This is a genomic window from Tenacibaculum sp. MAR_2010_89 (assembly GCF_900105985.1).
Classification (GTDB): domain Bacteria; phylum Bacteroidota; class Bacteroidia; order Flavobacteriales; family Flavobacteriaceae; genus Polaribacter; species Polaribacter halocynthiae.
Map to the genome: position 1 here is coordinate 339,419 of NZ_FNUB01000005.1, position 23,678 is coordinate 363,096.

A 23,678-nucleotide genomic window follows, 5' to 3' on the forward strand; every position below is an offset into this window, starting at 1 on the left:
ATTGAAATATCAATCACTTTTTTAAATTAGTATAAACAATAAATTATAGCTTACTTTTTTAAGACTTTTAATGATGTTTTATCATTTATAATTAAAACATATAATCCTTTTTCTAAATCATTTAATTGTATTACTTTTTTTATTCCTTTTCTTATTTTTTTTCCTGTAATATCGTATAATTTCCAATTCAATTTTTCAGATATTCCTTTGATCGTAATTACATCAATTGTTGGATTTGGGTATATTTCTATTTTAGAAGTAATTCCTTCAAAATCTTCTGTACTTAATACAGAATTATTAGAGACTCCTGGGGTTGGTTTAGTAAAAACTACATACTCAGTACTTGCATCTACTTTTGCTCCGTAAGAAAAATCTGTATCAATAGCTGTAAAAGAAATTTCTTGAATTTTTTTAGTTGCATCAGGCGCTGTTAATATTACTTGATCTGTACCTTTTAATTTAAAACCTAAATGGTTTTCTCCTTGATCTACATCTTTATCAGCCCATAGTAACAAAAAACCTTTTGCTTTAATAGTTGTTTTACTAACATTAGTATTTGGAATTTTCCACTTTAATGGTTCTGATGGATTATCAGATACATAATAACCTGCTAAATTTACCGGTTTATCATTTGGATTATAAATTTCAATCCAATCGTCAAATTCTCCTTTTTCATCAGCAATAGTTGTGTCATTTTTTCCCTGAACCTCGTTTATAACTAAATTAGTTGGTGATGATGTTACTGGTTCAAAAACTGCTTTAATTCTAGAATTTGTTGAGAAAACTGGAGAAATATTTAAATCTGTACTTGTAAAATCTCCTTCCCATCGAACAAATTTATATCCTGGTAAAGCTTCAGCAGAAAAATGAATAGGTATATTTTTAAAATATGTTCCTGTAAATGTTTCTTTAACAGATTTCACATTATGAACTCTTATAATTCCTTTTGTTATATCTGAACTCTCATAAGTTACTAGTATTGGATCTTCTAGTGAATATTCATTTTTTATTCTATTAAAAATAGTAGAATCAAATCTTCCTTTTATATCTTTTCTAAGCGCTTCAACATTATTTTTCCATTCAGTTAAATTTGCAAAAGGAGGTTTATTATATTTATTATAACCTTGATCAACAGCTAATTTAGAATTTATAATTGCATGTGCTGGAATTTCACTTTCCAGTTCTTCTTCCATTTTATTTAAAATAGTAATTGCTCGGTCTTTATTATAAATATGATTTATAGTAGCGCTAATAAATTGTATAGCTTCTGTTTTATAAGCCTCATGTGCTTTCATTTCAGAAGGTATAATTGATGATACCGGCATCGGTCCAGTTAAAGGAACATGATCTTCTCCAAGTAAACCAAAAGTAGCATCATAATCATGCATAAAATAGTGGTTTTCATGAGCTGTTTTACCTGATAAATCTTTCCAACTTCCAAATCCATATTCATTTAACTCAGCATAACTAATTAAAAATTGAGCATTTACATGATCATTAAAATTCAATATTTTATCAAATTTTTCTCTATCTGTTGTAAAAGTATATGGAATCCAATCTCTACCATTTTTTTTAAATTCTCCTTTCTTTAAATCATAATTATGTTTCACATAATCATTATCATCATCTTCTCTTACATTAATAATACCTTGATATTTTGCATTTACATATAAAACTGCAGGGCGATATCCTTCAAAAGGAAAATCTGCTAAATTATCTTGACCTAATAACCTAGCTATAAAAGCATCTCTCATATTTGTTTCTGACCAATCTTGACTTGCATTTCTTAGTAAAAAACTCTCAAATTCATCTGTTTTTTTATTTGGGTACATTTTATAATCAAAATCATCATCTCCGTATACTCCATCAGCTTCTACTTTACCATTTAATTGAGGTTGATTTCTTGATGTTCTTCCTGACTCTCTAAAATTTGCATACTGATTAATAGCAACTGTACCATCTTTCTCTATAAAATTAAATTGAACTCTTCCATCAATTACTTCTTTCTTATTTGAATTCAAATAAGAATTATCTGACGTTAATAAAACTACAGGTAAATTATGAGTAGCTCCAATAATATAAGATCGGTTTTCAATACTACTATACTCTGTTAATGATTTAATTACTATTGTTTTTAACACTGTGTTTTTATCAATAGTTATTGGTCCAGAATACAATATTGAACTCAATGAAGGTGTTGTTCCATCAATTGTATAATAGATTTTTCCTTCTCCTTTTTTTGTTATTTCTATAGTTTGATTAGCGCTATATAAACCTGTAGGTATGTTTATTTTAATATCAGAATCTAATAAAGTAAATGCAGAACTATCTGTGTTTTCTGAACTTGGCGTTGGTTTATTCATAAAAGAATAAGAGCCATCAACTAAACGACCATAAGAAACATCATTTTGAATTAAAGGGTATTCTATTTTATGTATTTCTGAGCCATCTTTTTTAGAAAGTATAATTTCTTCTCCTGTAGTTGATAACTTAAAATTGGTACTTAAACCAGAATTTGTATTATCTGCTATTATTAATAAAAAACCATTAGCTAATATTTTTGTTCCTGAAGGAATAGTCCACTTTTTTAAGTTCTCTTTGTCATCAGTTAAAAAATAACCACTAAGGTCAATTGATGAACTTGTTGTATTTTTTAATTCAATCCAATCAGAGTATTCTCCTGTTTTTGGATTTTTATAAGTACTTAAATTTTTTGCTTGAATTTCATTAATAACTATTTCTTGTGCAGTTAATAAAGAACTAGTAGTTAATAATAGTAATGCTAAAAAATAATATTGTTTCATATAGTTAGGTTTTTATAATGATATACCACTATTAAGTGATTCATTAATTACAATACGTCTAACTAAAATTTTACCCTATGCTAAAAATATAAAAACTGCTAAAAATAATTTTTAGCAGTTTTTATAATGTTTAAACTTATTTTATTTTTTAATAAATATTTTATGTTCTTTTTTATTTCTATTTATAATTTGTAAAATATAAGTTCCGTTTTCTAAATTTTCTATATTAAGTCTGATTTTTTGACTATTAATATTTCTTTTTTCTGTAATATTTTTACCTGTAATATCTAATATTTGAATTTTAATATTTGAATTTTTAACTACAGTTTTATTACTTAAAGTAATTATTAATTCACGACTAACAGGGTTTGGATATATTGTAGTTTCATCTAACTGTATATCAGAAGTATTGAGTCTTGACTGAGCATTAGAATTAATACTTACAGTATAATCTTCTACTTCACCATCTCCAATACTACCACATGAATTTGGAGCAGTATTATATTTCATTGATACTCGCATTCTTGTATTTCCTAATTTTGCACTTGCAGGTACTTCTATTGTTCCAGTTACTGCAGTCGTTGATCCAGATCCTGCATCAAAAGCTACTTCATCTGTTCCAAAAGTTCCATCTTGATTATAATCTATCCATACTTTAAAATACTCTTTATAAGCAGTTCCTGAATGCCCTGGTGTTAACGTTATTTCTGTTGAAGACCCAGTTCCTAATGATATTGTTTTAGATGTAAAATCTGAATATTTTTGAGCATCTGAGTTATTTATAAAACTCCCTACTTTTACTCCTGAAATCCATTCATACTGTACTCGTGTTCCTGCTGATTCACAATACGTAATAGGGTTTGGATTTGTTGACCCTGAAATATTTACAGTATAATCTTCTACTTCTCCATCTCCAACACTACCACATGGGTTTGGAGCAGCATTATATTTCATCGATACTCGCATTCTTGTATTTCCAGATTTTGCGCTTGCTGGTACTTCTATTGTTCCAGTTACTGCTGTTGCTGATGCTGACCCTGCATCAAAAGCTACCTCATCTGTTCCAAAAGTTCCATCTTGATTATAATCTATCCAAACCTTAAAATACTCTTTATAAGTAGATCCTGAATGTCCAGGTGTTAACGTTATTTCATTTGATGAACCTCCTGGTAATGTTATGGTTTTTGATGTAAAATCTGAATACTTTTGAGCGTCTGAGTTATTTATAAAACTACCTACTTTTACTCCTGAAATCCATTCGTATTGTACACGTGTTCCTGCTGATTCACAATAGGTAATACTTGAGCCTTTATTTACTGTAATATACCCTTCTTTTGTCATTGTATTACCACCACCTAAATTACTAGCTGTTAACGTTACTTTAAATGTACCTTCTGAATTATAAGTAATTGAAGGGTTTTGCTCAGTTGATGTAGTTGGAGTACCTCCTTCAAACGACCATGACCATCCTGTAGGAGTATTTGTAGAACTATCAGTAAAAACAATTGTTGTTCCTTCTGTAATTGTAGTTGAATTTGCTTCAAAATTAGCAACTGGTGCTTGTACTGTTGTTCCTGTAAGATTAACTGTATAATCTTCAATATCAGCTTCCACTATTTCACCACATCTTGGCCTATCATTATTATCGTATGAATAATAACGAATTACTCTCATTAAAGATGTTCCGTTTGAATAAATTTTAGGAACAGTTATATTTCCATTTAATACCATATCTGGAGTATCTGAAGCTACTGCTCTTCTTTCATAAGCTATTTCATTATCAGAAAATTCATTGTTTCTGTTCCAGTCAATCCAAACAACTAAATTAGTTCCTGCTTCACTAGTTGCATTTGTAATTTGTTGATATGTTGTTAACTCAATAGGGTATGTTTGTCCTTGTATTAAACTTGTAGATAAACTAGTGAAATCACCATATCCAGTTCCACCTTTTTCTGTTACATTGTTAATATCACCAAATACAACTTTTGTTACATCATTTCTTCGTGGATAAGTTCCTCTTCTTGAAACTTGACAATACTCTGTTGGATGTGGATTAACCTTTAATGATTTTTCAATACTTTGTGAAACACTTCCTTTTTTAACTGTTAATTTCACTTTAAAAGTACCTACATTTTCATAATAAATACTAGGTGGAGTTTTACCATTAAACGTAGCTGGAACTCCTCCTTCAAATTCCCAATTCCATGAATCTGGTTCTCTAGTAGAAGCATCTGTTACTACCAATAACTCTTTGGCAGAAATACTCTCAGGCATTTCAAATTTAGCTACTGGATATATTGGATTTGAATTTGAAATATTAATAGTATAATCTTCTACTTCACCATGTAAAAAGAAATCACAAGGAGATGGTTTAGGATTATCTGATTCTGTTTCATTTTTCATTGTAATACGTAATGTATAAGTTCCGTTTACATTTGGTAATGTTACTTCTCCTCCATAATCACTTCCTGCTGGATAAGGGTTTGACATATGAATTTGTTCTCCATTATCTTCAAAATCTTTATCTCCATTTAAATCAATCCAAATACCAAGAATATTTGTTCCTGATGTTTTTATTCCATCATCTTTTATAGAAAAATTATTAGCACCAGGACGTACTTTTATCGTTTTACTTGTAAAGTCAGTATAGTTTTGAGGAAAATCAGATTTTTGAGAAAACTGTTCAAAATTAAAAGTTCCTATTGCACTAGAATAATCATCATATTTCTCATTAATATTTGCAGCTGCATAACAATAATCATTAGGTATTTGACCTACCGTAATTGCTTCATTTGGTCTTTTGTTATAAGCTATAGCAAGTAACCTAGCTTCAAATCCGTTTGGTCTAGATTCAAATTTCATCCATCCATAGTGTAATCTTCCTGCTCGGTCTCTAAAACGTAATCCTGTATAAGTAATTTTTCCATTATGAGGAACACCAGTTCCTGATAGTCTTGGGGCATTATTAACCCCATAACCAGTAGAAACAAAACTACTTGATGCGTTTACTTGCGTTCCAACATTAAGAGAAATAGGATGTAGGGTAGTAGCATCCATTGTAAATCCTTTTCCTCTAGCATTTAATACTACATATTCTCCATTATTAGAATTATCAGTATAATAAGTTATTGAGTACCTAGAATTATCACCAAAATCAAAATCTGTATCTATATAAATCCATCTATTGGTGTTACTACTATTAATCCAAGGAGTTAAATTTTCTGTACTTATGTATGTAATATCATAAGGATCAAAAAATCTAATTTGTAAGTCAAAATTCGTTTTATTGCTTGGAGCAATAGTAAATGCTGATTCATTAAATTGAATTTTTGCTAATGTTCCATCACCTACAACATGACTACTTGCAGTACCTTGTATTTTTAACTTACCTAATTTACTAGTTACTTTTTGAATACTAGCTGATAATCCCGGTGGTAAATTAGTAATTGTAAAATGTATACCATTAGCTAAATTTTGAGAAGTAAAATTTGCACTACCTTCTAGAATAATATCTATTTCTTCTGAAAAAGTTCCGTTATTAACTTCGTCTTCAAAAAAAACTGGCTTAGATAATGCAATAGATGGTTTATCTCCTATACCTGCTTTAACAGTTGCTTCTGGGTTTTTATGCGAATAATAATCAATAAATCGTGCTATTTTTCCATCTGAAGATACCTCAACTCTTGCCCATCCATAAAAATATTTTCCAGGAAAAGATTCTCTTTCAATTCTCATACCTACAAAACCTCTTTTACCTTTCCATACTTGATAAGTATTATCTAATAAAAGTCTATCTCTGTCATCATGATCCCAGTTTAAATTAGGCCCAATTGTAGTACCTTCCTCAATTAATAAAACTTGTTTGCTAGCATTAACCGCCACATGTTTAGTTCCTGCATCAAATCCGATCATTAATTTATTATCATCTACAGAAAGCTCATACCTAGGACGTTGTTGACCTGGGGTTATTCCAAAACCTACAAAGTTATTTCCGTCTATAGCTACTTGTCTTAATTCATCAAAAGTTAAATATGTACTTTCATAAGCATTATTATACTCTATACGTAAATCTGGTCGGCTATATCCTTTAATATTTACAGCATTAAAACCAGTAAAAGCAGCATTATTAAATGTTAACTTTAAGTTTCTTATGTTATTATCTTTTACATGGCTTACAGCTTTCCCAGTTAAACGAACTACAGCTTCAGTAGTACTATTACTTATCACTTGTACATTTAAACCAGAAGGTAAGTTTTCAACTGTATAACTATTACTAGGTAATGTTCCTACATTTAAAAATTTTGGGCCATTTACTAATGTAATTTTTACATCTCTTCCTCCACCAATGGTTCCATCATTTTCAAAACTTTCAGTAAATGTAGTGTAATCATAATACAATCTTGGTTCATTTGTATTTTGTGAAAATACTTCAGTATGATTGCTTGTTTGCCATAAAGGTTTTCTTGAAGAGAAATCTAAAGCAGCTTGCATACGCTGTATTTGACCTCTTGTAAACATTCTATAACAATCAGAATAATCCATAAAATTTTCAGAATTTGGAATTCCTGCTCCTGAGCATTTTTCTTGTGTAACTATACAATCTAAGCTAACTGTAGTTGCTGGAGTATCATCAACATTATCTCCTGTACCTGAACACCCACCTTCAAAAGTGTGTGCTAAATTTAAATAGTGACCAAATTCATGAGTTAATATTCTTCTAAAGTTTTCACTACTATTAGTTCCTAAATATCTCCCATTAAAAACTGCTCTTGCTACATTTCTATCTGATTGATCTTTATTTGGATACCATGCTACTCCAGATCTATTAAGTTTACCATCCTTTTTTAAGTCTAATAAAATATAAACATTAAAATATTTATAGTTATCCCAAGCAAACTTGGCAATTTCTTCATCATAAATATTATCTGCTCCAAATCCGGCTCTATTTGTATAATAATTTATACCTGTTGTTGGATTTCCGTTAGGATCTACTTCAGCTAAACGAAATTCAACATCTAAGGTTGACCTGAGGTTTTTAAATCTATCAGATACATCATGAAAATCATTGTTAAGCCCATTAAAATCTTCATTAGTTTTTTTTAAGGCATCTTTAACTAAAGCATCATCAACCTTTTTACCAACGAAATCAGTACCAAAAACATGAAATACAATAGGTATAACATATTTAGAAGCCCTATTTGCTGTTCCTTTTTTAAATTCTTCTTTTCTTTTTTTTATAAATTTTTTAGTTAAATGTTCATGTTTTTCTGCCTCTATTCTTGCTTTATCATTTTGCAAAAAATAGTTTTGTCGTGATGGTGTATCACACCGAGTTGGTATATCATCACTTTCTTGAGAATAGGTTGAAAATGATAGTAATCCAATTAATAATAGGATAGTTCTAGTTAGTTGTTTCATGTTTAGAAGAGTTAATTAAATATTAAATTTTCAGCAATTTAACATTAAAAACACCTAAACAACAATAATAGATAATATAATATTATAATATGGTAATAAATTAACATTACCATTAAATAAAACACAAATACCATAAAAAAAAGCTATAGAATTAACTTCTACAGCTTTGATTAGTAATAGTTTGAACTTTTAATGTATATACTTAATCTTGATTTTCAATAGCCTCTTTTATTTTATTTTCAAGTTCTTCCATTAGCTCAGGATTATCTTTTATAACACCTTTTACAGCATCTCTACCTTGACCTAATTTTGTATCTCCATAGCTAAACCATGAACCACTTTTCTTTATAATTCCATATTCAACACCAATATCTAATACTTCTCCTACTTTAGAAATACCTTGTCCATACATAATATCAAACTCAGTCATTTGAAATGGTGGTGCTACTTTATTTTTAACAACTTTTACTTTAGTACTGTTTCCAATAACTTTATCGCCATCTTTAATTTGAGTTCTTCTACGGATATCTAAACGAACTGAAGCATAAAATTTTAAGGCATTACCACCTGTTGTTGTTTCAGGATTTCCAAACATAACACCAATTTTTTCACGTAATTGGTTTATAAATATAACTGTACAGTTAGTTTTACTAATAGTACCTGTTAATTTACGTAATGCTTGTGACATTAAACGAGCATGAAGTCCCATTTTAGAGTCTCCCATTTCACCTTCAATCTCTGATTTAGGTGTTAATGCAGCAACTGAATCAATAACCACAATATCAATTGCACCTGAACGTATTAAATTATCGGCAATTTCTAATGCTTGTTCACCATGATCTGGTTGAGATATGATTAAATTATCAACATCTACTCCTAAGCTCTCTGCATAAAAACGATCAAAAGCATGTTCAGCATCAATAAAAGCAGCAATACCTCCTGCCTTTTGAGCTTCAGCAATTGCATGTATACTTAAAGTAGTTTTACCTGATGATTCTGGTCCATAAATTTCAATAATTCTTCCTCTTGGATATCCTCCTACGCCTAAAGCTAAATCTAAACCTAATGATCCTGATGAAATAGCCTCAATATCTTCTACTTGACTATCACCTAATTTCATTACTGCTCCTTTTCCATAAGTTTTATCTAACTTATCTAGTGTAAGTTGAAGCGCTTTTAATTTTGCTTCTTTTTCTTTATCTGCTGCCATAAAATCTGCTAAAATTAGTGTAAAAATAAGAGTTGCTAAGTTATAAAAAAGTAGCAATACTTTTCATTTTTATATTTTTTTTTTATCAGTAAAATCACAATATAATAACATACAATATACTTACTTAATTTACTTTTGAAAACAAAAAATATAGTGTTGAATACTTTTACAAAAAGAACATTTATATTCTTTTTAGCATTTATTACAATTGCTACTAAAATTTACTACTGGTTTTTTATTTTTCCTAATCCAGATGAAGCATATTACTGGCTTTGGGGCCAACATCCTGATTTATCTTACCATGATCATCCAGCATTACAAGCTTTAATTCAAAATATGTTCACTTCATTCTTTGGAACATCTTTATTTATTTTAAGACTTCCAGTTTTTTTATCTTCTATTTGTATTTCATATATATTAATTCTTATAATAAAAAAATTAAATTATAACACTCCCTATTTGTATCTCATTCTATTCTTTTCAAGTCCTTTATTTTATTTATTTACTTCTTTTGCTTGGAACGATTACATACTAATAAACAATTGCTTTATATCTGGTTATTTTTACATAAATTTTATACATGAAATATGGGTAAATGAAAAAGGCACTACTAAAAATATTTTTTTAGGAAGTTTATTTTTAGGGTTAGCAATTATATCAAAATACAATGCCATATTTTTAGGATTAGGGATTATTTCTTTATTAATTTTTACTAAAAAACTCCATTGTATTTTTAAAGATTATAGACTTTATTTAAGTTTATTAATTATACTAATGGTTAGTTCTCCAATTCTTATTTGGAATGCTAAAAATAAGTTTGGTTCTTTTGAATTTAATATTCAACAAAGAACCATAGATCCTTTTATAAATTATGAATTCTTTAAAGGTAACTATATTGGTTTCATTTTAGGTAGTTTAGTAATGCTTTCTCCTTTTATATGCTGGGGAATTATTGAACTTTTTAAAAAGAAAAATAATAATGAAATTAATTCTTATACAATTGTTTATACAAAATTTTCTAAGCATATTTTTTTAGTATCTACCATAACTTTTTTATTCTTATCTATTTTTTCAAATGTTTTATATTATTGGAATATTGTAGGTTTACTTTTCATAACACCTTTGGCTATTAACTTTCTTATAAAGAAGAAAAAAGAAATATCTTCTTTAATATTTTCTTCTATTCTAATTATTGCTATAACTATTCATTTCGGCGGTGTTCCATTAACTTTAATTTTTGGTGGTAAAGATGAAGATAGTACCTATCATTATGGTTGGCATAAAATAAAAAGTAAAGTATTAAAACATCAAGAAAATAATAAAATGCCTATACTAACTTCTTCTTATAGAAATGCTTCTTTATTAGCTTTTTCTATGAATAATCCTAAAATATATTCTTACTCGTCAAGATTTGATCAATTTAATTATTGGACAAAAAATATTTCTTATAAAACTAATTCAAAAGGCTTGATTTTAACAGATGACAGAAGTTTATTAAATAATGAACTAATTTCTCTTTTTTCTGAAATTAATAGTATTGATACCATTACTATAACTAAATACAATTATAATATTAAATGTTATTACCTATATAAAGGTATTTTTAAATAAATAAATAATAATAGCCCTAAAATTAAAGCTATGAAAAGATGTATTTTATATTGAGAATTATAAGGAAAGTGTCTATTAAAAAAATTTTTATTCAAATAAGAGGTCTAATTATTTATATATTCTAAATTCTATTTAATTTAAAATAGTTTTACTTTTGTTTTTATGTTAAAACACCGTCATTTTATAATTCATAAACCTTATGGTTTTCTTTCTCAATTTATTAATAATCAAACAAAAAGGAAGAAAAAAATGCTAGGAGAGTTATATGATTTTCCAGAAGGAACAATGGCAATTGGCCGTTTAGATGTTCCTTCAGAAGGTTTACTTTTATTAACAACTAATGGTAAGGTAAGTGAACAAGTAAGAAGTAATAAAATAGAAAAAGAATATTATGTTCAAGTAGATGGAATTATTTCTCAAGATGCAATTAATAAGCTTCAAAAAGGAGTAGAAATTGGTTTTAATGGTAAAAAATATATAACAAAACCTGGTAAAGCTTTTTCAATAGTTAAGCCTAACTTCCCTGATAGAACTCAAAAAATTAGAGATGAAAGACATGGCCCAACAAGTTGGATAGCTATAACTATTACAGAAGGAAAATTTAGACAAGTCAGAAAAATGACTGCTGCTGTTGGTTTTCCTACACTTCGTTTAATACGAGTTAGAATTGGAGAAATTTTTATAGGAAACTTAAAACCAGGTGACGTAAAAGAAGTAAATGAATTAATATAATTTTAAATAAATAAAAAACATATTAATTCATTATCATTTTTATATGTGGTATTCCATCTTCTAAATACTCTTCTCCAATAGGTTCAAACCCATGTGATTTATAAAATTTTTGTAGATAAGTTTGTGCAGAAATCGTAATTTTTTTAGTATTAAAATTACTATAAATTGCTTCAATTGACGATTTTATTAAATCATGACCATATCCAAATTTACGTTCAGATTTTGCTACTATAACTCTTCCAAAGCTAGGTGTATCAAAATATTGATTTCCATCAAACAAACGAGTATAAGCAATAATCTTATTATTTTTTATACCTAAAACATGTAATGCTATATCATCTTTTCCATCAATATCTTGGTATACGCAATCTTGCTCAACGACAAAAACTTCAGAACGTAATTGAAGTATATCATATAGTTCTGAAGCTGTTAATTCTTTAAAGTTTTTTACTACAAATTTCACTAACATTCACATGCTATTTTATTAACTCTATTAGCATGACGCCCTCCTTCAAATTCAGTAGATAAAAATATTTTTACAAAACCTAAAGCTTGTTGTAATGAAACAAAACGAGCAGGAATTGTTAACACATTAGCATTATTATGCTGGCGAGTTAATTCTACTAATTCATTATTCCAACACAATGCTGCTCTAACACCTTGATGTTTATTAGCTGTCATTTGAGCTCCATTACCACTACCACATAAAATTATACCTATTTCAGCTTGTCCTGTTTCTACAGCTTCCGCTGTTGGATGAATTGTATCAGGATAGTCCATACTATCATTTGTATTAGTACCAAAATTAATCACTTTGTGTCCTAATTCTTCTAAAAGTTTTACTATTTCAAACTTGTATTCAGTACCAGCATGGTCGTTTCCTACAGCAATAATCATAATATGTTGATTTTAATTTAGTTGTGAAACACAAAAATACCATTATTAACGGTTATCAACAGTAATTAACAATGCTTTTTTTAGAGTTATTAATAACCTATTAATTTTTAAGTACTTAATTGTATTATTAAAATGTTAAGAACTATTTGTAGATTTTAAAAAGAAAATTTGATTTTTTACATTTTTTTTACAATACAAGAATAGATATTAGATATGCAACTTTTTTTTTGATTTTTTAAGAAACATTTATCAACATAAAATTTACAATTTATTTACAATGAAATTGAAATAAGTAATTCAATAAAGTTAGTTAACTAGTGTTTATAACTTTTGTTAATAACTACATTTCATAATTGATTTTAAAGAACTTAAATAAATGATAACTTGTTTAACTTATTTAATAAGTAAGAAAACCTAATTTTAAATAAACTTTTTACTCTACATATTCACAAGCTATAATAACAATCATTCTTTTTTTAAAATTTTAAAAATTCTTTATATTAATAATATAATATGTTAATAACTGTAAAAAGTATTTCAAAATTTAAAAATAGAACTTAATATACTAAATAAACATACTTCTTATAAGTGAAGAATGAATAAAAGTAAAAAGAGTTTTTTAAATATTCTTTTTTAATAAATAGATACTATCTTTTGAGGTAATTTTTTGTTCTGAAGTATTTTTTTTGAAAGAAGTGTTTATACTTATAACAGTAACTATAATTCCTGTAATAAATATAAGTAAAAATAAAGCTATTATTTTTCGTAAGTTTTTCATTTTTAAAGCCTTTCTATTATAAAGACGAATAAATTTTAAAAACGTTACAATTTTATTAAGATTTTTTTAACTAAAATTAACTATTGATAACAAATCGTATAGCTTCCTTACAAAGAGTTACTTTAACTTTACCAGTTCCTATTAATTCTCCATCAGCTTGAATATATATAGATTGTTCTATATTTTGAGGGGTTATTAACAATTCGTTTGATAAGTAAGTATTAACCTTTTTATGTTTAGTAATTAAGCCGTTGTACAGTTTAGGCAAATTAAATAATAAATTTAAAAAAGTTAAATTCTTTACAATACTTACATCTAATAAACCATCATTAGGAGATTTATAATCAGTTAATTGCATACCACCTCCTGAATATTTACAAATTCCAAATAATGTCATTAAACACTTAGTACTAACAATTTGATTGTTAATAGCTATAGTAAAAGTTGTTTTTTTATAAAAAATTAAACCAGCAATTCCACTTAATAAGTAAGCAACAGGTCCAAAACGTTTTAATTTATTAAGTTTATTAACAACATAACCATCATAGCCAATACCGGCAACATTATTAAAATATGCTGACGTATTTTTTAATTGTAGAAAACCAATATCTTGGTAAACAGTATTTTCTTTTTTTATTAATAAAATAGCTTCTTTAATATTTTTAGAAATATTATATGTTTTAATCCAATCATTACCAGTACCTAAAGGTATTATACCAACAGTAATTTGATTACTTTCTACTTCATTTTGTGTCATAATTCCATTAATTATATGGTGCAAAGTACCATCACCACCAACAGATATTATATGTTTATAACCTTTATTTATTGCTTCATGAACTAAATCAATTTCATGTTTATGATAGTTTGTTAACACAAATGAATATTCTATTTGTTGTATTTTTAATTCATGTTTTATTTCTAACCATAGCTTATTAAAATTACCATTACCAGCTGTTGGATTTACAATTAGAAACCAAGATTTTGTCATATAAAAAGAAAGTTAATAAGGTTGTAAAATACAAAAATGTATTCATAACAGTTATTTAATAAGTTGAGGTATAAATTTATTTGTACTTTGGTACAAATTTTATAAGAAGCAAGATTAATGACTAGAAAGAAAAAAATCTACAAAAAAAAGGGTAAAGTAATTAAAGATTTAACCCGAAATATTTTCAAAATACTTAATAAAGATAGTAACAAACAATATAATTATAAACAAATAGCTTCGGCATTAGGTGTTACTGGTACTGATGGTAAAACTCAAATACTTCAAAAATTAGTAGAATTAACAGCAACTAAAAAAATTAAAGAAGTAGAAAGAGGAAAGTATAAAATTAATGAAGATAGGAAATATCATATAGGAACTTTAGATGTTACTTCAAATGGTAATGCATATTTCATTTCTGATGATTTTGAAAACGACATTTTTGTACCGTCAGTAAACTTAGGCAAAGGATTACATAATGATGTTGTAAGAGCTTATGTTTACAAAAAAAGAAAAAGTAATAAGTTAGAAGCTGATGTAGTTGAAATTATTGAACGTGTAAAGCAAGATTTTGTTGGAGTATTACAATTGAATAAAAATTTTGGTTTTGTATTACCAGACAGTAATAAAATGTATGCAGATATATTTATTGCACAAAGTAAACTTAATGGAGCAGAACATGGTGATAAAGTATTAGCTAAAATTACTGATTGGCCAGATAATTCTAAAAATCCTTTTGGAAAAATTACTCAAGTTTTAGGAAAACCAGGTGAACATGATACAGAAATACATTCTATTTTGTTAGAATACGGTTTACCGTATGATTTTCCTAAAGAAATAGAAGAAGAGGCAGGTAAATTATCATTTGACATTACTAAAGAAGAAATAGCAAAAAGAAGAGATATGAGAAATGATCTTACTTTTACTATTGATCCTAAAGATGCAAAAGATTTTGATGATGCTTTGTCTTTTACTAAATTAGAAAATGGTAATTACGAAATTGGAATTCATATTGCTGATGTTTCGCATTATGTACAACCTAAAACTAAATTAGATGACGAAGCTTATGATAGGGCAACATCTGTATATTTGGTTGATAGGGTAGTACCTATGTTACCTGAAATGCTATCTAATGGAGTATGTTCATTACGTCCTAATGAAGAAAAATTAACTTTTTCTGCTGTTTTTGAAGTTAATGAGAAAGCTCATATTGTAAATGAATGGTTTGGAAGAACTGTAACATATTCTGATAAAAGATTTGCTTATGAAGAAGCTCAAGTGATTATCGAAACTAAAGAAAATACTATTCCTGCAGAAATTTCATTAACAGGTGAAAGTTATATGGTAGATGAGGCTATTGTTGAAGCTACCTTAAAATTAGATGAATTGGCTAAAAAATTACGTAAAAAGCGTATGAAAGAAGGTGCAATTTCATTTGATAGAGTAGAGGTGAAGTTCGATTTAGATCAAAATGCCAACCCTGTAGGTGTATTTTTTAAAGAATCTAAAGATGCTAATAAATTAATTGAAGAATTTATGTTATTAGCTAATAGAAAAGTTGCTGAATTTATTGGTTTTTCTAAAGGAAAAGCAACTAACAAAACTTTTATATATCGTGTGCATGATGAGCCTAATATTGAAAAATTAGCTTCATTACAAAACATTATAAGTAAATTTGGTTATAAAATTAATACCGAAACAAAAGAAAAAACTTCTCAAAGTTTAAACCAACTATTAAGTGATGTTCATGGAAAGGGTGAAGCTAATATGGTAGAAACTTTAGCTATACGATCTATGAGTAAAGCTGAATATACTACTCAAAATATAGGTCATTATGGATTAGCATTTGATTACTATTCACATTTTACTTCACCAATAAGACGTTATCCTGACGTAATGACACATCGTTTGTTACAACATTATTTAGATGGAGAAAATTCACCTAAAGCTGATATTTACGAAGAAAAATGTAAACATTCTTCAAAAATGGAAGAGTTAGCTTCTAAGGCAGAAAGAGATTCAATAAAATATATGCAAGTTAAATACATGCAAGATCATAAAAATCAAGAGTTTGAAGGAGTAGTATCTGGAGTAACTGAATGGGGAATTTATGTTGAAATAAAATCTAATAAATGTGAGGGTATGGTAAGAATCAGAGATATTAAAGATGATTACTATATTTTTGATGAAAAACAATACGCTGTAGTTGGTCAATCAACTAAAAACATGATTCAATTAGGAGATGAAGTTGTTGTTAAAGTTAAGCATACTGATTTAGAGCGTAAACACTTAGATTTTGAATTAATAACTAGTTAATTCTTTAAAATGTAACAATAAATTTCAATATTTGTCTTTATAGTAATGGTATAGTTATTGTCATAATAATCATACTATGCTTGTTTAACTTATTAAATGTTAAACAAATTAAATATAATAAAAATGAAAAAATTTATTTTTTTAAGTCTGTTTTTTGTAAGTATTATAATCGTTGCTCAAAATAGTATTACTAAAGATTTAGGAAGTTTTACAACTCTTAAAGTGTATAATGGTATTGATGTTGAATTAGTAAAATCTGATAAATTTAATGCAGTTGTAACAGGGCAGAAGGCTAATAAAGTAAAATTTAAAGCTATTAATGATACATTAAAAATAGTTCTTTCTTTTCCTGAAACTACAGCGGAAGGTAAGGCAAAAATTACTTTGTATTATGCAAATGATATAGCAATTATTGACGCAAATGAAGGTGCAATTATAACAAGTAAAAGTATTAAACAACAAAAAGTAGAAGTGAAGGCTCAAGAAGGAGCATTTATTAACATGGTTATCGATGTTAAACATTTGAAAGTAAAAAGTACTTCTGCTTCAGTAATTAAGTTATCTGGTAAAACTAAAAATCAAACTGTAAAAGTTGACTTAGGTGCAAATTATCATGGATTCAATGTTACTGTATCTAGTATGAATATTATTAGAGCTGGTTCTGGGGCAAAAGCCGAGGTTCAATCTGGTGAAGTTTTAGATGCTAAAGTTTCATTTGGTGGATCTATTTTTTATAAAGGAACCCCAGAAGTTTTAAAAGACAAAAAAGTAATAGGTGGAGTAATTGAACACCGAAGTTAATTTTGTATATTTGCTAGTATAAATTTAGTTTAAAAATGATTTCACTTACTATATTTTTAGGAATGATAGGTCCTTGGCAAATAGCTATTGTAGTTGCTTTAGTATTATTACTTTTTGGAGGAAAAAAGATTCCTGAATTAATGAGAGGTTTAGGTACAGGTATTAAAGAATTTAAAGATGCTACTAAAACTGAAGATGGAGAAGAACAAATAGAAGAAAAAAAATAATTAAGTATAATTAAAAAGCCCAATCATAATTGATTGGGCTTTTCTTTTAATGTTTGTACATTTATTATATAACAACAGCTGTTCCTGAAGCAGTAACCATTAGCATACCACCATTGGGTCCAACAGTTTCGTAATCTAAATCCACAGCAACAATAGCAGTAGCACCTAATTGCTTTGCCATCTCTTCCATTTCTTCTAAAGCGCTATTTTTAGCTTCTCTAAGCACTTTTTCATAAGATCCAGATCTTCCACCTACAATATCTCTAATTCCTGCAAAGAAGTCTTTAAAAATATTAGCTCCAATAATTGTTTCACCTGTAACAATACCTAAATATTCTTTAACAGGTTTTCCTTCTATAGTTGGTGTTGTAGTAACTATCATAACTTTTTTTAGTTTTTATTATTCCTTATTGTCATTTTTTTTACTATTCTTCATAGCTTCTCCTATTTGATTACTAGCTGTGAAACTTGCAACCATATCATTAAGCATTTGACTTCCAGCTTGTGGTGAGTTTGGTAATAATATTAAATTACTATTAGTTTCTTGACCAATAGATTGTAGAGTATCATAATGTTGTGTAACAACTATTAAAGCAGATGCTTCTTGACTGTTAATTCCAACTTTATTCAAAACTTCTACTGATTCTTCTAAACCACGTGCAATTTCTCTTCTTTGATCTGCAATACCTTGTCCTTGTAAACGCTTACTCTCAGCTTCAGCTTTTGCTCTTTCTACTATTAAAATACGTTGGGCATCACCCTCGTATTGAGCTGCTACTTTTTCACGTTCAGAAGCGTTAATTCTATTCATAGCTTCTTTTACCTGAGCATCAGGATCAATATCAGTTACTAATGTTTTAATAATATCATATCCATAAGTCATCATTGCCTCATTTAATTCTGATTTTACGGCAATAGCAATATCATCCTTTTTAACAAAAACATCGTCTAACTTCATTTTTGGAACTTCTGCACGAACAACATCAAATACATAAGATGTAATTTGGTCATGTGGATAATCTAACTTATAAAATGAATCATATACTTTATCTTTTATTACTTTATATTGTACTGATACTTTTAATTTTACAAAAACATCATCTAAAGTTTTTGTTTCAATAATTACATCTAATTGTTGAATTTTTAAGCTTAATTTCCCAGCTATTCTATCAATAAGTGGAATTTTTAGATGTAAACCTGATTGGCGAATACTATGGAACTTACCAAAACGCTCTATAATAGCTGCTGATTGTTGTTTTACTGTAAAGAAAGAAGATAATATAAGTACTATCCCTAAGAAAATAATTGGATATAAAAATACTGGCATAATTTGAAAGTTTTAAGTTGATTAAGTTTTTAAGCTAAATATAACACTTAACAACTATATGACGTAATTTTTAATAAATGTTACATTTTTTTATTTATAACTTATATTTGCTAAAATCAATTTTATGGAACTTATTCAAAACAACGCTACAGAAATTTTAATCTTACTTTTTTTAATTGTCACTTTTTTACAATCGGGTGTTGATAAAGTAACAGATTGGAATGGTAATTTATCTTTTATTAAAGATCACTTCAAAAATTCACCATTTAAAAACATGGTACCATTATTATTAGGAATAATTTTAGTTATTGAAATTATTGCAGGAGCTTTTATGTTTGTAGGTATTTTTAATATTATAACTACAGGTTCAAAAGAATTAGCTTTATTAGGAGTTCAACTTTCTGCATTAACTTTAATATTTTTATTAATAGGTCAAAGACTTGCAAAAGATTATGCAGGAGCTATGACATTAGCTGTTTATTTTTTAATTACAGTTTTTGGCATGTTTTTATTAAATAAATAATTCTTATATTATATAGTGTTATTATATATTTTAATTATTAAAAAACCTCTTAAAAACATAGTTTTAAGAGGTTTTTTATTTTTAATAAGGTATTTGTATATGTTTTTTAATTAAATACAAATAAGTGTATTTAAAATGATTATTTAGTGTTTTTTATTAAATAAATTAAAGAAGAATACTCTAAATTTCTTTTTGCTTTAAAATTTGACTTCATACCAATATAAAAAGCATTTATATAATTCATTTTTCCTTTTTTATATTTTTCACTCAACAATGATACATAATAAGAATCAAACTTCATAGGAAGTATTTTTATTACATCCATTTTAATTTCATTAAAAATTTTATTTATAGATGTTTTTGAAAAATGCCACACATGTCTTGGTACATCGTAAGCTGCCCAAAATTCTTTATAATAATTAGCATCAAAACTTTTATAGTTAGGAACAGCTATTATTAATACTCCATTCGGCTTTAGTAATTTTTTAATATTATTTGTATATTCTTTTAAATTTGGAATATGCTCAAGTACATGCCAAAGTGTTATAACATCAAACTTTTTATCATATACTAGTTCTAAATTATCTACTAAATTTATTTTTTTTTGTTTAGCTATTTTTCTTGCATCTACTGAAGGTTCAATTCCAAATACTGACCAGTTTCCTTCTTTACAAGTTTTTAAAAAGTCGCCTGTACCAGCACCAATATCAAGTATTGTTTTACTATCAGTTTTTAATGAATTTATTAATTTTAATTTTTTATTTAATGTGTAAGATTTTACTAATTGGTATGTTTTTTCAAATATATTTTTTGAACCATCAGTATGTGAAATGTAATCTTCACTTTTATAATATTTATCTAAATTACTTGGTAGAGGAGAGGTTACTAACATGTCGTATTCTTTATTATGCATAACCTCATAACTTTCATTTGAAACAGTATAATCTATACAATTTAGATATGGATGAAGATTTTTATAAAATTCTTTTTCTTTGCTCATTATTATATATTTTATAATGTTCCACGGGGAACAATAATTTTCCTAGGACAATATTACATAAAAAAATAAAGATGTTCCACATGGAACATCTTTATTTTTTTAATTATTTTTAATAGACTACTTATAAAATTTGAAAGTTTTTTTAATGTATTTGTGTTAATAAGCTATTTTTAAATATAAAGTAAATGATTATTTATACATATGTTATCTATCGTTTTTCATATTAACTAATAATTGATCAAATTCTGTTTAAATAGTATAAATATAGTAGGAGTGTTTTTAACTTTCATATGGAACATATGAAACATTTTATTATCTATTGATTTTATATTAATTAATAATAGTCTAGTTTCTGTTTAGTAGTATAAATATAGTAGGAGCTCTTTAAATTATTTATGTTCTACAAGAAACATTTCATTATCTATTGATTTTTATATTAATTTATAATTGATTAGTTTCAGTTTAGTAGTATAAATAGAGTAGGAGTTCTTTAAATTATTTATGTTCCACATGAAACATTTTATTATCTATTGATTTTATATTAATTAATAATTGTCTAGTTTCAGTTTAGTAGTATAAATAGAGTAGGAGTTCTTTAAATTATTTATGTTCCACATGAAGCATTACATTATGTTTTGGTTTTAGTATTTATTAATAATAGTCTAGTTTTTGTTTAATAGTATAAATAGTGTAGTGGTTCTTTAAATTATTTATGTTCCACATGAAACATTTTATTATCTGTTTATTTTATATTAATTAATAATAGTCTAGTTTCAGTTTAGTAGTATAGATAGAGTAGGAGTTTTTTTAATTGTTACGTTCTTTGTTTAATATTTTATCACTTATTAATTTTTATTATTAATAATTTAGTTAATTTTTTTAATAGAGTAGAAGTGTGGTTATAATTACGGTTTGTATTATTGTTTTTTTTTGATGAGTAATTATATATTATTTCTAAATAATAATTATGTTCCACATGAAACATATGTTGTTTTATTCTTCCTAGTTAGAAATTATTAGTTATCATTATAAGGTTAAATATAAATTATTAATTGTTTTTTCTACTATTTTTATCTATTTGTTTATGTTATAAATAAAAAAGGACGATTCATTTGAATCGTCCTTTTTTATAAATGTTTTAAATATAATTATCGTCCCATGTATACAAGTAATACCGATATATCACTAGGTGAAACACCACTTATTCTACTTGCTTGTGATATTGAAGTAGGTTGTATTTTTGATAGTTTTTCTCTAGCTTCATATGAAAGTGATTTTACTTTACTATAATTAAAGTTAGAAGGTATAGGAACGTTCTCTAATCTATTTAATTTATCTGCATTGTTTTTTTCTTTCTCTATATATCCAGAATATTTTAAATCTATTTCTACTTGTTCTATTATTTCATTATCTATATTATTTTCATTAATAAAAGATGCTAACTTTGTTACCTTTTTTAGATCGTTGAAATTTAATTGTGGGCGTGAAGCTATCTTATATAACTTCATTGTTTGATTTACTATAGCTAGTTTCTTGCTTTCTAAAATAGGATTGATTTCTTCTTTAGTAACACTTAGATTTTTGATAAAGTTAACTGTAAGCTCCGTTTTTTTCTTCTTATCTAATACTCTTTCAAATCTTTCTTTAGAGGCTAACCCCAATCGGTATGCTTTTTCTGTTAATCTTAAATCTGCATTATCTTGTCTTAATAGAGTTCTATATTCAGCTCTAGAAGTAAACATTCTATATGGTTCTTCAGTTCCCTTTGTTATTAAGTCATCTATTAAAACGCCAATGTAAGCTTCGTTTCTTTTAAGGATGAAAGCTTCTTTATTTTGTGTCTTAAGGGCAGCATTAACACCAGCCATTAAACCTTGTGCTGCTGCTTCTTCATAACCTGTAGTTCCATTTATTTGACCAGCAAAAAATAGATTTTCAATTAATTTTGTTTCTAAATTATGTTTTAACTGAGTTGGTGGGAAGTAATCATATTCTATTGCATAGCCATATCTGAAAAATTTTACATTTTCAAAACCTTCAATTGATCGTATAGCTTTGTCTTGAATATCTTCAGGTAAGGAAGTAGAAAAACCATTTACATATACTTCTACAGTATTCCATCCTTCTGGTTCTACAAATATCTGATGTCTATCTTTTTCTGCAAAACGATTTATTTTATCTTCAACAGAAGGGCAATACCTTGGGCCTGTAGATTTAATTCTTCCATTAAACATTGGAGACCTTTCAAAACCTTCTTTTAATAATTCATGCACTTTAGGATTAGTATATGTTAGGTAACAAGAACGTTGTTTTTGTAAAGGTTTACTTGTTTTTAAGTAAGAAAATTTTTCGGTTATTTCATCACCAGGCTGCTCTGTCATTTTAGAATAATCTAATGATCTACCATCTACTCGTGGAGGAGTACCTGTTTTCATTCTTCCAGATTCAAAGCCTTTTGCTACTAAATCTTCAGTTATACCAGTTGAAGCTCCTTCACCAGCTCTTCCACCACCAAAAGTTTTTTCTCCAATATGGATTAAACCATTTAAAAATGTACCAGCTGTTACAATTACTGTTTTAGCTTTTATTTGTAAACCTAAGGCAGTTTTTACACCTACAATAGTATTATTTTTAAATATTAAACCATTTACAGAATCTTGATAAAAGTCTAAATTATCAGTTTGTTCAAGCATGTTTCTCCAACACTCAGCAAATTGCATTCTGTCTGATTGTGCTCTAGGACTCCACATAGCAGGTCCTTTTGATTTATTAAGCATCTTAAATTGAATAGCTGTTTTGTCAGTTACTATTGCACTATATCCACCTAAAGCATCAATTTCACGAACAATTTGACCTTTAGCTATTCCACCCATAGCTGGGTTACAACTCATTTGAGCTATGTTCTGAAGGTTCATTGTAATTAACAAAGTATGTGCACCCATATTTGCACTAGATGCAGCTGCTTCACTTCCTGCATGACCACCACCTACTACAATAACATCGTATGTTGTACTAAATAAACTCATATTTTATATTCAGTTCCACG

The 23,678-nt window shown here is 27.2% G+C and carries 17 protein-coding genes; 6 read left to right on the forward strand and 11 right to left on the reverse strand.

Annotated elements, in window-relative coordinates:
• Positions 1-50 precede the first annotated feature (50 nt).
• From BLV71_RS05165 to recA, 3 genes are all read right to left on the reverse strand, one after another.
• Positions 51-2,804, reverse strand: coding sequence for a lamin tail domain-containing protein (locus tag BLV71_RS05165; protein WP_093869518.1), 2,754 nt, complete (start codon positions 2,802-2,804; stop codon positions 51-53).
• 141 nt (positions 2,805-2,945) lie between these two features.
• Positions 2,946-8,222 carry a GEVED domain-containing protein gene (locus tag BLV71_RS05170; protein ID WP_093869519.1) on the reverse strand — a complete coding sequence of 1,759 codons (5,277 nt, stop codon included), beginning with the start codon at positions 8,220-8,222 and terminating at the stop codon, positions 2,946-2,948.
• A gap of 202 nt (positions 8,223-8,424) precedes the next feature.
• Positions 8,425-9,432 (reverse strand): recombinase RecA, encoded by a 1,008-nt coding sequence (recA, locus tag BLV71_RS05175; protein ID WP_093871962.1) that lies wholly within the window; start codon positions 9,430-9,432, stop codon positions 8,425-8,427.
• A gap of 156 nt (positions 9,433-9,588) precedes the next feature.
• Here recA and BLV71_RS05180 point away from each other — a divergent pair, with 156 nt between their 5' ends.
• Together BLV71_RS05180 and BLV71_RS05185 are read left to right on the forward strand one after the other, a co-directional pair.
• Positions 9,589-11,043 carry an ArnT family glycosyltransferase gene (locus BLV71_RS05180; RefSeq protein WP_093869520.1) on the forward strand — a complete coding sequence of 485 codons (1,455 nt, stop codon included), beginning with the start codon at positions 9,589-9,591 and terminating at the stop codon, positions 11,041-11,043.
• Positions 11,044-11,205: 162 nt separating this feature from the next.
• A complete protein-coding gene (locus BLV71_RS05185) occupies positions 11,206-11,775 on the forward strand; it encodes a pseudouridine synthase (RefSeq protein ID WP_093869521.1) in 570 nt (189 codons plus the stop codon).
• Between the two features lie 22 nt (positions 11,776-11,797).
• On the opposite strand, the gene BLV71_RS05190 is transcribed toward BLV71_RS05185, so the two are convergent.
• The 4 genes from BLV71_RS05190 to BLV71_RS05200 all read right to left on the reverse strand — a co-directional run bounded on the left by BLV71_RS05190 (position 11,798) and on the right by BLV71_RS05200 (position 14,441).
• A complete protein-coding gene (locus tag BLV71_RS05190) occupies positions 11,798-12,244 on the reverse strand; it encodes a GNAT family N-acetyltransferase (RefSeq protein ID WP_176974355.1) in 447 nt (148 codons plus the stop codon).
• Positions 12,238-12,672 carry a ribose 5-phosphate isomerase B gene (rpiB, locus tag BLV71_RS05195; RefSeq protein WP_093869522.1) on the reverse strand — a complete coding sequence of 145 codons (435 nt, stop codon included), beginning with the start codon at positions 12,670-12,672 and terminating at the stop codon, positions 12,238-12,240. The genes BLV71_RS05190 and rpiB overlap by 7 nt, the downstream gene beginning before the upstream one ends.
• 619 nt (positions 12,673-13,291) lie before the next feature.
• Entirely contained in the window at positions 13,292-13,450 is a 159-nt protein-coding gene (locus BLV71_RS18490; protein ID WP_158530825.1) for a hypothetical protein, read from the reverse strand.
• Between the two features lie 76 nt (positions 13,451-13,526).
• The gene (locus tag BLV71_RS05200; RefSeq protein ID WP_093869523.1) at positions 13,527-14,441 is read right to left on the reverse strand and encodes a diacylglycerol/lipid kinase family protein; all 915 of its coding nucleotides are present in this window, start codon (positions 14,439-14,441) and stop codon (positions 13,527-13,529) included.
• Between the two features lie 117 nt (positions 14,442-14,558).
• Between BLV71_RS05200 and rnr the strand changes: the two genes are divergently transcribed.
• From rnr to BLV71_RS05215, 3 genes are all read left to right on the forward strand, one after another.
• Positions 14,559-16,754, forward strand: a complete 2,196-nt coding sequence (gene rnr / locus BLV71_RS05205; protein WP_093869524.1) for a ribonuclease R — start codon at positions 14,559-14,561, stop codon at positions 16,752-16,754.
• Positions 16,755-16,877: 123 nt separating this feature from the next.
• The gene (locus BLV71_RS05210) at positions 16,878-17,555 is read left to right on the forward strand and encodes a head GIN domain-containing protein (protein WP_093871964.1); all 678 of its coding nucleotides are present in this window, start codon (positions 16,878-16,880) and stop codon (positions 17,553-17,555) included.
• Between the two features lie 35 nt (positions 17,556-17,590).
• Positions 17,591-17,782 (forward strand): Sec-independent protein translocase subunit TatA/TatB, encoded by a 192-nt coding sequence (locus tag BLV71_RS05215; RefSeq protein ID WP_093869525.1) that lies wholly within the window; start codon positions 17,591-17,593, stop codon positions 17,780-17,782.
• Positions 17,783-17,846: 64 nt separating this feature from the next.
• On the opposite strand, the gene BLV71_RS05220 is transcribed toward BLV71_RS05215, so the two are convergent.
• Positions 17,847-18,164 carry a heavy metal-binding domain-containing protein gene (locus tag BLV71_RS05220; protein ID WP_093869526.1) on the reverse strand — a complete coding sequence of 106 codons (318 nt, stop codon included), beginning with the start codon at positions 18,162-18,164 and terminating at the stop codon, positions 17,847-17,849.
• Between the two features lie 18 nt (positions 18,165-18,182).
• Entirely contained in the window at positions 18,183-19,109 is a 927-nt protein-coding gene (locus BLV71_RS05225) for an SPFH domain-containing protein (RefSeq protein WP_093869527.1), read from the reverse strand.
• 124 nt (positions 19,110-19,233) lie between these two features.
• Here BLV71_RS05225 and BLV71_RS05230 point away from each other — a divergent pair, with 124 nt between their 5' ends.
• Positions 19,234-19,632 (forward strand): DoxX family protein, encoded by a 399-nt coding sequence (locus tag BLV71_RS05230; protein ID WP_093869528.1) that lies wholly within the window; start codon positions 19,234-19,236, stop codon positions 19,630-19,632.
• Between the two features lie 139 nt (positions 19,633-19,771).
• Here the strand turns inward: BLV71_RS05230 and BLV71_RS05235 are convergent, their stop codons facing one another.
• Positions 19,772-20,632, reverse strand: coding sequence for a class I SAM-dependent methyltransferase (locus BLV71_RS05235; RefSeq protein ID WP_093869529.1), 861 nt, complete (start codon positions 20,630-20,632; stop codon positions 19,772-19,774).
• A gap of 1,148 nt (positions 20,633-21,780) precedes the next feature.
• Positions 21,781-23,658 (reverse strand): tRNA uridine-5-carboxymethylaminomethyl(34) synthesis enzyme MnmG, encoded by a 1,878-nt coding sequence (gene mnmG / locus BLV71_RS05240; RefSeq protein ID WP_093869530.1) that lies wholly within the window; start codon positions 23,656-23,658, stop codon positions 21,781-21,783.
• Positions 23,659-23,678: the final 20 nt, after the last annotated feature.